The organism is Candidatus Rokuibacteriota bacterium, from assembly GCA_016209385.1.
GTDB lineage: Bacteria > Methylomirabilota > Methylomirabilia > Rokubacteriales > CSP1-6 > JACQWB01.
In genome coordinates, this window is sequence record JACQWB010000161.1 from 1 (window position 1) to 10,709 (window position 10,709).

Genomic DNA, 10,709 nt, shown 5'->3' on the forward strand with positions numbered 1-10,709 from the left:
CAGCCGGGCATAATGCCCGGTCCGTGACACCTTTGGTGACAGGGTGGGGTATTTTCGCCCAACACCGGGGGGCCGGAGTCATGGTCCCTCGCCGAGTGGGTGGGGGCGATCGCCGGGCCGGCCCGCTTCGCGGCTACACCGTCGGGCTCATGCACCACTGGTTCAAGCAGGGCAGCCCGGTGCCTCACTGGATCACTGAGACCTTCGTCCGCTTTCCGCTCGAGCTCTCCCTCCTTTCGGCCATCGTCGCGTCCGCCATCGCCGCCTGGGGCGTCGGCAAGCTGGCCAGCGCCAAGCGGGGCGTCTACTTCGCCATGCTCACGCTGGCCCTGAGCCAGGTCTTCTATTACGCGGCCCAGACGTTCGACGACATCACGGGCGGGACGGACGGCCGGGGCGGGCTCGCGAACATGCGCCTGGGAAGCCTCGGCCTTCGGGTGGGCGTCATGGACGCCACGGTCACCTACTACTTCATCTTCGTCTTGGCGGGCGCCGCCACGGTCCTCATCTGGCAGATCCTGCGCTCCCCCTTCGGGCAGGTGCTGCGGGCGGTCCGGGAGAACGAGGTGCGGGCGCGCAACTGCGGGTACGACACCGCCAGGGTCCGCCTGGTCGCCTTCGTCCTGAGCGGGACGTTCTCCGGACTGGCCGGGGCCCTCGCCATCATCTACGGCGAGTCCGTCCCCATCGAGAACATCCACTTCATCACCTCGGGGCAGGTCGTCATCATCACCCTGTTCGGGGGCGCGGGGACCTTTCTCGGCCCAGCGGTGGGGTCGTTCATCTACTGGTACCTGCGACAGCTCATGAGCACGGAGTTCGTGAAGTACCTCGCCATCTTCCAGTACTGGGAGATGTGGGTCGGGGGCATCTTCATCCTGATCGTGCTCTTCGTTCCCGCTGGGATCCTCGGGGCCATCCACAACTGGACGCTGGAGTTCCGGGCGCGATGCGACCTCGAGTCCGTCCGTCGGCGCGCCGAGGCCGCGCCCGGCGCGGCGGGTGGGGACATGCCCGATGCCCGTCCTTGAGACGCGTAAGCTCGCCAAGCAGTTCGGCGGCCTGGTAGCCGTCAACGGCGTGGACTACGCGGTCGAGCCGGGGGAGCTCCGCTCCATCATCGGTCCGAACGGGGCGGGGAAGACCACCTTCTTCAACATGATCGCGGGCGACCTGCCGCCGACCTCCGGGCAGGTCATCTTCAAGGGGGAGGACATCACCCGGCTCTCCAGCTTCGAGCGCTCGCACCGGGGCATCGGCCGGACGTACCAGATCACGAACATCTTCCCCCGGCTGTCGGTGCTCGAGAACGTGCGTATCGCCGCTCAGTCCCGCAGGACCACGTTCAATATGTGGACGGGCGTGGCGAGCCACCGCGAGCTGATCCAGAAGGCCGAGCACATCGTCGATCGCGTCCGCCTGGCCGACAAGCGCCACGACCTCGCCGGCACCCTGTCGCACGGCGAGCAACGCTACCTGGAGATCGGGATCGCGCTTGCCACGGACCCCGAGCTCTTGCTGCTCGACGAGCCCACGGCGGGCATGAGCCCGGAGGAGTCAAGGGAGACCGCGAAGTTCATCCGGGGCCTCGCGAACTCCCTCACCATCATCCTCGTCGAGCACGACATGGAGATCGTCATGGGGATTTCGGACAGGATCAGCGTCCTCCACTACGGAGAGCTGCTCGCGGAGGGAACGGTGGACGAGATCCGGGCGAATGAGGACGTCCGACGCGTCTATCTGAGAGAGTGACCAGCGACGGCGACCCGAACCGGCGCCTTCCGATTACAGTCCGCGACGCCGGGGTGGGGATAGCGATCTGATGCCCGGGGCGCCAGCGCTCGGCTGGTGCCCCTTAGAGCAGGGCCACAGCGCGCGTCGGGCCTCCGTGGGCACCCCGGAGGCGAAGCGGGAAGCCGATGAAAGTGAAGCGCTTGCCCACCACCTGATCGCTGAATCCGGAATACGCCTCGCTCGGCAAGGTCGAGCTCCGCCTCTGACGCGCCCGTGCGGGGCGCCTGGTCACGGCATCCGGGGCTTACTTGATCGCCTGCGGATTGATGGGCGAGCCCGTGCCGCCGGTGATCACCAGCGGAGGCGCGCAGAAGAAGAACTCGTACACCCCGTCGGCCGCACAGTCCTGGGCCAGCTCTTTGACGTACAAGATCTCGAAGTGCACGATCCCGATCGCCGGGATCGTCACCCAGTGCCAGGGCTGGAAGACATCCGGGCCCGTCTCGTTCGGCCGCACCTCGATGCCCCAGGTGTCGCTGCAGATCCCGGCGATCTGCTTGGCGTGGATCCAGTCCAGGGTCTCGAAGGCCAGGCCGGGGGCCGGGCCGCCCGCGTAGGCGCCCCAGTCGCCCCTCGCCAGGCGGTCCTCCATCTGCCCGGTGCGCACGATCACGAAGTCGGCGCGACGCACTTCCACCTTCTGGGCACGGGCCGTCGCCTCCAGATCGGCGATCGTGATCGGGTAGCCGTCCTCGAGATACGGAACGCCCTTGTGGCGGGCTACGTCGAGCAGCACGCCGCGGCCGACGAGCTTGTCGGCGAACTTCTCGATGCCGTTCTTCTGGGCGCCGCGGCTATCGACGAGCGTCGCCGCATAGCCGTTCCACATCTTGTCGCCGATGAACACGTGCGAGAGCGCGTCCACCTGGGTGCTGCACTGGGTCGGGAGATTGATGGCGTCGTCCGCGTAGCGCAGGCCGGGCTTGACGTCGTGCTTGCCGGCGACGGCGTCGGTGCCGGTCGCGAGCATGTGGTGGATGGGGTTCCAGCGGCCGCCGAAGAGGCCGCGCTGCGGGCCGTTCTCGTCGAGGGGGAGGCCGAGCCGGAACACCTTTCCCTTCCTCACCAGCCGCGCGGCGTTCACGATGTCCTGGGGCGTGATGTAGTTGAGTACGCCAAGCTCGTCGTCGGGACCCCATTTGCCCCAGTTCTTGAGCTGCTCAGCCTTCTTCAACACGTCCTCTTTGGTCAGCTTCGCCATGGTATCTCCCTCTCCTGGACGCCCGATGAGTCGGGCCATACCATTTCCTCCTTTTTGCGCTTCAGTACATCACCAAGCCCGCCGAAACGTTCACGTCCTCCCCGGTGATCGAGCTGGCCTGGGGAGACGCCAGAAAGACCGCGGTACTGGCCACATCGCCAGGGGGGACGAGCCGCTTGAGCGCGGCGCCGCTGGCCAGCTCCTGCCTGACCTCCTCCACGCTGATCCCTCGTCCCTCCGCCTGCTTCTTGATCACCCACTCGATGCGCTCGCCTTCCACCGGGCCCGGGGAGATGACGTTGACCCGAACCCCGTACGGGCCGGCCTCCACCGCAAGGGTTCTCGCCAGCCCGACCAGCGCCAGCTTGCTCGCCGCGTAGGGGGTCCGCCCCCACAGCGGTCGTTTCCCGGTCATCGACCCGATGATAATGATGGAGCCCGACCCCCGCCTGATCATGGCGGGCAGGAACGCCCGGCAGCACAGGTAGGTGCCGGTGACGTTGACGGCGAAGGTGGCCTCCCAGTCTTTCGGCTCGATCTCCCACAGGGGAGCCGACGGCCCACCGATCCCGCTGTTGTTCACCAGGACGTCCACGCGGCCGAAATGCTCCAGGGCCCGGTCGGCAAGGTTCTGCACGCTCTCAGCCCGGCTGATGTCGGTGGGGACAACCAGGCCCGCGCCACCCAGGGCTTCGATGGAGGCGCGGGTCTCGTGGAGCGCCTGCTCAGCCCGAGACGCGAGCACCAGGGCGGCGCCCTCCCGCGCAAAGGCGAGAGCGATCTCGCGACCGATGCCCCGACCGGCACCGGTCACCACGACCACACTATCTTTCAGCGGTGAGTCGGCCATCGCCAACGGACCCCCTCGCGCCGCTTCCCCTGCCGTCAGGGCGGCGCCATAGCGGCGGCGTCGGGCACGATCATGGGAACTCCAGGATGGCGGCCGTCAGGCCGCAAATGATCTTTCGATGAGCGGGAGTATCTTAACACGGGCCTTTTTGAGCCTTCAATGTCAGCGCTCGGCTCCGCGCTTTTCTATTTTTGCCTTGACCCTCGGAGACGGTTTGGGTAGCGTTCCTCGCGTAAAGCGCGACGGGGGGCGGAGCTCGCGGCGCGCAAGGGAGGAACGCGGGTATGGCGAGGGAAATCGACACGGCCGGAATCACTTGGGGGGGAGCGCCCATGATACGGAAACTGCGGACGCACCGGGACGGCCAGCAATGGATCCTCGACCTGGCCCTCAACATGCGGGGGCGCGTCCAGAACTTCGAGCGGGACGAGCCCGAGACCCCGCGGCGCACGCACAATTACCGGATGCTGCCGAAGATGTGGCGCGAAGCCGCCGAGCACCACGAGGCACTCGCCCGGCGCGCCCAGGCGAGCGGCTTCCGCGTCACCGCCACGGAGCATTACGACCACGCCATCGAAGCGTACCGGATGGCGCAGCACCCGATCTTCTACGACGACAACCCGGTGAAGCTGCGCCTCTACGCGAAGCTTGCCGAAATGGTCGACCGCCGCTCGGAGTGCGCCGCGTACCCGATCGAACGCGTCGAGATCCCCTTCGACGACGGCCAGACCATCTCCTGCCTGCTCCATCTCCTGCCCGACCGGCGAAAGGCGCCGTGTATCGTCTACGTCCCCGGGATGGACCAGACCAAGGAGGTCTTTCCGCGCGCCTCCCACAACATCGCCATCCCGCGCGGCTTCCACGTCCTCGCTATGGACGGTCCCGGGCAGGGCGCCTCGAACATCAGGAAGATCCGGAGCGTCGGCGACAGCTACGAGCGCGCGGGCGCGGCGGTGCTGGACTACCTGCTCAGGCGAAAGGAGATCGACGCCTCGAAGGTCGCGATCTACGGGATCAGCATGGGAAGCTACTGGTCGCTCCGGCTGGCGAGCTACGATCACCGGATGGCGGCCGTCGTGAGCGGTGTCGCGTGCTTCAACCCGAACAACACGATCTTCACCCAGTCTTCGCCGCGCTTCAAACAGATGTTCATGTACATGGCCGGCATCGAGGAGGAGGACGAGTTCGACGAGATGGCGCGGACGATGACCGTCAGGGGCTACGTGGAACGGATCGCCTGCCCGACGCTCCTGGTGACTGGGGAGTTCGACCCGCTGTGCCCGCTGGAGGACGCGGTCGAGGTCTTCGAGGAGCTCCGGGTCCCCAGAGAGCTGTGGGTCTTCGAGAACCAGTTCCATCCGCTCTGGAAGATCCAGAACCTCGGCTCACTCGATGCCCACGAGTACGTGGTGGACTGGCTCGACAGGACCCTGAGTCAAGGGCTTCCGTTGGGCCACCGGCGCATCGTCTACGCCAAGCAGAACGGCGACGGGCCGTTCGGTGACTGTGAGTGGACGCCGCCCGTCGGGGCCGGTCAACCCTATTTCTGAGCAGTCGTCAAGAAATTGCGGACGGTTGTGCTACGGCTCAAAAGTACGGTGGTGCCGGCGCACGCTGTCGCTCCACGCGCCGGCCACCCGGCCCCACATGATCCCAGGCCGGCGGGAATTCCAGGGTCGAGAAGACGGCGTGGAAACCCAGGTTCACGGCCACGAAGATGGCCAGCTCCATGACCTCCGCCTCGGAGTAGTGCCGCAGCAGCTCGTCGTACCACGCCTTGGTGATGACGCGGGGATCGAGCTGCATCTGGTCGGCGTAGCGAAGGGCCAGCTTCTCGGCCGGGCTCAGCTTCTGCGAGCGCTCAAAATCGGCCGCGTCCTCCAGGTCCGCTTCGGTGAGTCCCTGCTGCCGCGCCGCGGCAGAGCGGACGTTCCCTCAGTACATACAGGAGACGTTCCAGGACATCTTGATCCGGATCATTTCCTTCAGCTTGTGATCGAGGAGACCCCGGTTGAAGCTTTCCGTCCAGAAATCGTAGAACTTCTTGCACAGCTCCGGTCGGTGACCCATGATGCGGAAGAAATTGGGATCCGGCGCACCCCGCTCCTCGGCACGCCGGATCAGCTCGTGGATCTCGGGGTCCTCGATTTCGTGCGTCTGCAGCATGCGGATGTTCGGCATGGTGTGCCCTCCGGGTGTCTGAGCCGTGCTCGCGCCGGGTTCCCGACCAGCGAGGCCCGCCCGTCTCTCATGGGCGCCACGGTACGGCCCGGACGAAGAGCCTGTCAAGCGGCGCAAGGAAGGCCGGTGGGACGGCCGTTCGTAGTGTTAAGATGCGCGAAGGAGGGGCGCCCCAGGACGATTCGAAGGAGGCCGGCGCACCCTTCACCCGGGGAGAAACAGAATGGCCGAGAAGGCGAAGGTAGTTCTGACCGATTACGTCTGGGAGTCGCTGGACGTGGAGAAGAAGACCCTCGCGGGCATTGCCAGCCTCGTGGCGCTCCAGACCAAGAGGGCGGACGAGTTCCTCCCCGAGGCGAAGGACTGCGACGCGCTCCTCAATACCTACGCCGGCCCCATCACGGCCGACGTCATGGCCTGGATGCCCAAGTGCAAGATCATTGCCCGTTACGGCATCGGCGTAGACACCATTGACCTCGACGCTGCGACAGACGCGGGCATCATCGTCACCAACAACCCCACCTACTGTATCGAGGAGGTCGCCGAGCACACGATGGCCCTCCTCCTGGCCTGCGCGCGCAAGGTGGCCTTCTACGACCGGCTCGTGCGGACGGGGCGCTGGGAGGTCCCGCCGGGCAAGCCGATGTTCCGCCTGGTGGGGCGGACGCTGGGCCTGGTGGGCTTCGGGAACATCGCGCGTGCTGTCTCGGTACGCGCCGCGGCATTCGGGATGCGAGTGTTGTACTACGACCCCTTCGTCGAGGCGGGACAGGTCCACGTTCCGGGTGAGAGGCGAGAGCTCTTCGAGCTGCTCCGAGAGTCGGACTTCGTCTCCGTTCATCCTCCTCTCATCCCGGAGACACGGGGGATGATGAATGACGAGGCCTTCGCCCAGATGAAGCCGACGGCCTTCCTCGTCAACTGCGCCCGCGGGCCCATCGTGGACACCCGGGCCCTCGTCCGGGCGCTGGACGCGGGCCGGATCGCGGGGTGTGCGCTTGACACAACGGATCCCGAGCCTCTTCCCGATCCCCACCCCCTGCGCGGTCGCGAGAACGTGATGATCACCCCCCACGCCGCCTGGTACAGCGAGCAGGCCATGGTGGGACTCCAGGTGGGCGCGCCTCAGGAAGTGCGACGGGTCCTCACGGGCGAGTGGCCGGTCAACGTGGTCAACAAGGCGGTGAAGGGGAGGAACCGGGCAGGCCTCTAGGAGGGAAGGGGAAGGGGGTTGCCGATGACGACGCTGGCTCCGAAGGAAGTGCTCCTCGCCAACCTGGAGAGAGTGGCGCAAGACACCTTGACCTATTTCGACGGGCCGGGCCGGGTGACCAACGCTCGGGTCGACCGATGGCAGGCCCGGGATGTGCTCATGCACTTCATCTACTTCCACGATGCGACCGCGTGGGGAATCCAGTCGGCAGGGCTGGGCGGGCCGCCGTGGCCGGTGCCGGCCGATTCGGACACCGTAAACGAGGTATGCCGCCGCCTCCACGAGCACGAGAGTTTCGACGAGCTGCTGGCCCAGGTGCGGCAGGCCCACGCCCGGCTGATGCGCGCCGCCCGCAACGCGCCCGATCTTGACAAGCCCTGCTTTCAGCGCGCGACGGGGGAGCTGATGACAGGACGGCAGCGGTTGGAGCTGCTCGCCCGCCACTGGGCCGAGCACGTACGAGCACTGCAGGAAGCGGCGCGGGCCTGATCGATAATCCGCTGCTGACGACTCCTGCGAAGGGCAGAGCCTTACACGCTTAGCCCGTGCCTGCCTGGCTGCTCCTCTCGCTGATGTCCATGGCGCTGGTGGGCGTGGCCGACCTGCTCCTGCGTCGCGCCACGCTCCGCGGCGTCACGCCCGCCTCGTTCATGGTTCTCCAGTCCTCTCTCAGATGAGCTTCGTCTTCACCTTTCTGCTGGCCGCTTCCCTGTTCGGCGAGGCCGTGACCCCGCGCAAGCTCTCTGGCCTGGTCGCCGCCATCCTGGCCGTTCTGGCTTTCTACCAGTAGCCCAGAGGCATCACCGACCCCGGCTCGACGTCCGCGCCAGCCGGGTACCCACGCCTTGGGCGTGGGTGGGCGCTCCGATTCACTTCATGTGGCGGTTGAAGAAGTCGATCGCCGTGTCGATCGCCGCCTCCTGCATCGCGTCGACGGCGTAGGCTCCATCTGCGCTGCGGACGGGGAAGAGATAGCCGTGCATCGGATGGTCGTAGGAGACCCACTCCGCGTCCTTGCCCTCCTCCCGCAGCAGGTCGTAGCTCACGCGGAAGATGCCTTGCAGGTGATCGTCCTGGCGCCCCATGACCAGGATCGGCGTCCGGATCGTCCGGATGCGCTCTCGGGCGACCTTCTCGTTGATGCGCGCCCGCACCTTGAGCACCTCGCGCATCTGCATCTCCTCGATATCGCGGAGCTGCGTCTCAGGGTTGACGCGGGCCGTCTCGTCGGGGGTGAGGTCGAGGAACTCGTGGTTGGCGGGCTCGCAGGCCACACCGGCTGCTACCCCGTGGTACTCGCTGGCGAGCTTGAAGATCATCTCCCCGGCGTGGCTCACTCCCGCGAGCCCGACCCGATTCGGGTCCACGAAGGGCAGCGTCTTCACGTACTTGACGATGTCGATCTCATCCTCGTACTCGAGCGGGGAGCGGTTGAGGAGCTGCCGCCCCTGGCGGAGGTCCTGGACCAGCCGGCCGCCCGTGTTGTAGCCGAGCTCCACCTCGGCGCGGTAGCGCAGCCAGGCGACGGCGTAGCCGGCGCGCAGGAGCCGCTCCATGATCCAGCCGCGGTTGCGCACCGCCTCGCGGACCCACGGCATCCCTCCGCCTCCGTTGCCCGAGGCAAGGAGAACGATCGGGAAGCGTCCCTCGCCCGGAGGCCGTCTCAGGCCGATGGGGGCGTAGAGCCCGTCGAGCGTCGGGACGTACATCAGGTGGACGGGGATGTCAGAGCCCGGAACGGGCTCTGTGAGGACGACGTATTCGGGGTCCATGGGGGCGGTCATGCCTGTCCTCCCGTCTTTAGCTGCTTCCTGTGCCGATCAGCGCCGACGCCTCGTGCACCGCGTCCCGGTTCCTCACCCTCTCGCACCGCGCGCAGGACCATGCTGCTCTTGAATGCCGGGAACAACGCCGCGACCCGCGACTGGGCTCAGACCAGCGTCTTGCTCAACCAATCGCGGACGATCCCGGCGACACGGTCCTCAACCTCCACGTAGAAGTGGTCGCACTCCTCTACGATGACGACATCGCACCGGCTCGGGCAGACCTCTTGGAACGCCTCGGCCGGGTACGACTCTGCTCGCTCTTTGTCGCCGCGGATGAAGAGGACGGGGCAGCGTCGTCGAGCGGGTGCTTCTTGAGCGCCTCGTAGATGTTGACGCGGTTCTTGGCCAGCCCCTCGTCCGGGAGCGTGACCGGCCCGGCCACCGACTCGCCCGTGTTCGGGTTCTTACGGGCCCGCTCTCCCCGCCCGTACTGCACGTTGACGACCTGGATCTTCGCCCAGCGCTCCTGGAACTGGCTCAGGATGCCGCCGTGGTACCCGTTGTCGCGGTACCGGTCGTTGTAACCCTCCCAGGGGATGATTGCCGCCAGGTGCGGAGGGTCTTTCGCCGCCACGCGCCACTGGTTGCTGGGGCTCAAGGCGCCGGCCATGCATCCAGTAGCTCGGCGTGCCGGTCAGTCCCGGCCTGGACTCGGTACAGCACCATTCGCGTGAGGCTCTGGACACGATGCACCTCGCCGGCCGGAAAGACGACCGTGGCCCCGATGTGCAGCCGCACCTCCTTCCGTCCATCGTTGAAGAGCCCTTCACCTTCCAGGACGTGGTAGATCTCGTCGGCCCCCGGGTGGGAATGGATGGGCGATGCCTGCCCCGGCTCCCACCCGACGACGCTGATCGAGCAGTGCGGGGTCTCAGCCAGGAACTTGTAGACGTGCCGTTCTGGTGAGAACTCCAGCGCGCCCTTCAGATCGAGAATCTCCATCGCTCCCCTCCGTTCGGTTCAGCGCGCGAGCGCGGCGAGGACCACCTTGATCAGGAGCCCCACAGGCGTGCCGTCGCGATCGCCGCCCCTTCGGTGAGGGCGCGGAGTTTCGCCCACACCACGTTCTCCGCCACGTTCTCCGACCCCGCGAAGGTCCCGAAGCCGCAGTCGGTGGAGGCGATCACCCGGCTCCGGTCGCCGACGGCCTCGACCGCCTGGCAGATCCGATCGGCGACGACCTCGGAGTGCTCCACGTAGTTGGTCGTGCTGTCGATGACGCCGGGGAGCAGCAGCATGGACTCGGGCAACGGGTGGCGCTTGAGCACCCGGTACTCGTGCTGGTGGCGCGGGTTGGCGAACGGCAGCGAGAGCGCGCCGACCCGCGCCCGGTAGAACAGCGGCAGGACGGCCTCGAGCGGCACGTCGTGGACGTGCGGGCCATCGTAGTTTCCCCAGCAGACGTGCTGGCGTACGCGCTCGGGCGGGATGTTCGCGATCGCCCGGTTGAGCGCCTCGATGTGGAGCTCCACCACCTGGAGAAACCGCTCGAGCGGCTCGTCCTGGAAGAACCGCGTCCGCTCCATGGCGAGGTCCGGGCAATCCAGCTGGAGGAGGAGCCCACATCCGTGGATCAGCTCGTACTCCTTCCGCATCTCCCGGGCCAGCGCCATGACGTAGCGCTCGTGGGAGTCGTAGTAGGCG

The 10,709-nt window shown here is 66.9% G+C and carries 13 protein-coding genes; 5 read left to right on the forward strand and 8 right to left on the reverse strand.

The annotated features are described in order from the left end of the window. The first annotated feature begins 80 nt into the window (after positions 1 to 80). Positions 81 to 1,031 carry a branched-chain amino acid ABC transporter permease gene (locus HY726_11200; protein MBI4609564.1) on the forward strand — a complete coding sequence of 317 codons (951 nt, stop codon included), beginning with the start codon at positions 81 to 83 and terminating at the stop codon, positions 1,029 to 1,031. After that, complete coding sequence (locus HY726_11205; GenBank protein ID MBI4609565.1) at positions 1,018 to 1,752, forward strand: ABC transporter ATP-binding protein; 735 nt, start codon at positions 1,018 to 1,020, stop codon at positions 1,750 to 1,752. Before HY726_11200 ends, HY726_11205 begins: the two co-directional genes overlap by 14 nt. 286 nt (positions 1,753 to 2,038) lie before the next feature. Here the strand turns inward: HY726_11205 and HY726_11210 are convergent, their stop codons facing one another. Further along, on the reverse strand, positions 2,039 to 2,995 hold the full coding sequence (locus HY726_11210) for a cyclase family protein (protein ID MBI4609566.1): 957 nt from the start codon (positions 2,993 to 2,995) through the stop codon (positions 2,039 to 2,041). A 61-nt stretch (positions 2,996 to 3,056) separates the two neighbouring features. Next, positions 3,057 to 3,845, reverse strand: coding sequence for an SDR family oxidoreductase (locus HY726_11215; GenBank protein MBI4609567.1), 789 nt, complete (start codon positions 3,843 to 3,845; stop codon positions 3,057 to 3,059). A gap of 332 nt (positions 3,846 to 4,177) precedes the next feature. Here HY726_11215 and HY726_11220 point away from each other — a divergent pair, with 332 nt between their 5' ends. Next, positions 4,178 to 5,395, forward strand: a complete 1,218-nt coding sequence (locus tag HY726_11220) for an alpha/beta fold hydrolase (GenBank protein ID MBI4609568.1) — start codon at positions 4,178 to 4,180, stop codon at positions 5,393 to 5,395. Positions 5,396 to 5,432: 37 nt separating this feature from the next. Here HY726_11220 and HY726_11225 read toward each other — a convergent pair whose 3' ends face one another. Continuing rightward, complete coding sequence (locus tag HY726_11225) at positions 5,433 to 5,651, reverse strand: hypothetical protein (protein ID MBI4609569.1); 219 nt, start codon at positions 5,649 to 5,651, stop codon at positions 5,433 to 5,435. Positions 5,652 to 5,780: 129 nt separating this feature from the next. Further along, the gene (locus HY726_11230; protein ID MBI4609570.1) at positions 5,781 to 6,026 is read right to left on the reverse strand and encodes a hypothetical protein; all 246 of its coding nucleotides are present in this window, start codon (positions 6,024 to 6,026) and stop codon (positions 5,781 to 5,783) included. A 223-nt stretch (positions 6,027 to 6,249) separates the two neighbouring features. On the opposite strand from HY726_11230, the gene HY726_11235 reads away from it, so the two are divergent. Together HY726_11235 and HY726_11240 are read left to right on the forward strand one after the other, a co-directional pair. After that, positions 6,250 to 7,239: a C-terminal binding protein gene (locus tag HY726_11235; protein ID MBI4609571.1), complete on the forward strand. Its 990-nt coding sequence runs from the start codon at positions 6,250 to 6,252 to the stop codon at positions 7,237 to 7,239. A 24-nt stretch (positions 7,240 to 7,263) separates the two neighbouring features. Continuing rightward, positions 7,264 to 7,728: a DinB family protein gene (locus HY726_11240; GenBank protein MBI4609572.1), complete on the forward strand. Its 465-nt coding sequence runs from the start codon at positions 7,264 to 7,266 to the stop codon at positions 7,726 to 7,728. 380 nt (positions 7,729 to 8,108) lie between these two features. On the opposite strand, the gene HY726_11245 is transcribed toward HY726_11240, so the two are convergent. The 4 genes from HY726_11245 to HY726_11260 all read right to left on the reverse strand — a co-directional run. Beyond that, positions 8,109 to 9,023 (reverse strand): dienelactone hydrolase family protein, encoded by a 915-nt coding sequence (locus HY726_11245; GenBank protein ID MBI4609573.1) that lies wholly within the window; start codon positions 9,021 to 9,023, stop codon positions 8,109 to 8,111. 229 nt (positions 9,024 to 9,252) lie between these two features. After that, positions 9,253 to 9,675 carry a hypothetical protein gene (locus tag HY726_11250; GenBank protein ID MBI4609574.1) on the reverse strand — a complete coding sequence of 141 codons (423 nt, stop codon included), beginning with the start codon at positions 9,673 to 9,675 and terminating at the stop codon, positions 9,253 to 9,255. Then, positions 9,660 to 10,007: a cupin domain-containing protein gene (locus tag HY726_11255; GenBank protein MBI4609575.1), complete on the reverse strand. Its 348-nt coding sequence runs from the start codon at positions 10,005 to 10,007 to the stop codon at positions 9,660 to 9,662. Before HY726_11255 ends, HY726_11250 begins: the two co-directional genes overlap by 16 nt. 50 nt (positions 10,008 to 10,057) lie before the next feature. Further along, positions 10,058 to 10,709 (reverse strand): methionine synthase (locus HY726_11260; protein MBI4609576.1); only part of this gene is annotated, 652 nt, incomplete at its 5' end.

Coding starts and splice junctions, on each gene's coding strand:
- HY726_11200 (MBI4609564.1), top strand. CDS start 81: ATGGTCCCTCGCCGAGTGGGTGGGGGCGATCGCCGGGCCGGCCCGCTT.
- HY726_11205 (MBI4609565.1), top strand. CDS start 1,018: ATGCCCGTCCTTGAGACGCGTAAGCTCGCCAAGCAGTTCGGCGGCCTG.
- HY726_11210 (MBI4609566.1), bottom strand. CDS start 2,995: ATGGCGAAGCTGACCAAAGAGGACGTGTTGAAGAAGGCTGAGCAGCTC.
- HY726_11215 (MBI4609567.1), bottom strand. CDS start 3,845: ATGGCCGACTCACCGCTGAAAGATAGTGTGGTCGTGGTGACCGGTGCC.
- HY726_11220 (MBI4609568.1), top strand. CDS start 4,178: ATGATACGGAAACTGCGGACGCACCGGGACGGCCAGCAATGGATCCTC.
- HY726_11225 (MBI4609569.1), bottom strand. CDS start 5,651: ATGCAGCTCGATCCCCGCGTCATCACCAAGGCGTGGTACGACGAGCTG.
- HY726_11230 (MBI4609570.1), bottom strand. CDS start 6,026: ATGCCGAACATCCGCATGCTGCAGACGCACGAAATCGAGGACCCCGAG.
- HY726_11235 (MBI4609571.1), top strand. CDS start 6,250: ATGGCCGAGAAGGCGAAGGTAGTTCTGACCGATTACGTCTGGGAGTCG.
- HY726_11240 (MBI4609572.1), top strand. CDS start 7,264: ATGACGACGCTGGCTCCGAAGGAAGTGCTCCTCGCCAACCTGGAGAGA.
- HY726_11245 (MBI4609573.1), bottom strand. CDS start 9,023: ATGACCGCCCCCATGGACCCCGAATACGTCGTCCTCACAGAGCCCGTT.
- HY726_11250 (MBI4609574.1), bottom strand. CDS start 9,675: ATGGCCGGCGCCTTGAGCCCCAGCAACCAGTGGCGCGTGGCGGCGAAA.
- HY726_11255 (MBI4609575.1), bottom strand. CDS start 10,007: ATGGAGATTCTCGATCTGAAGGGCGCGCTGGAGTTCTCACCAGAACGG.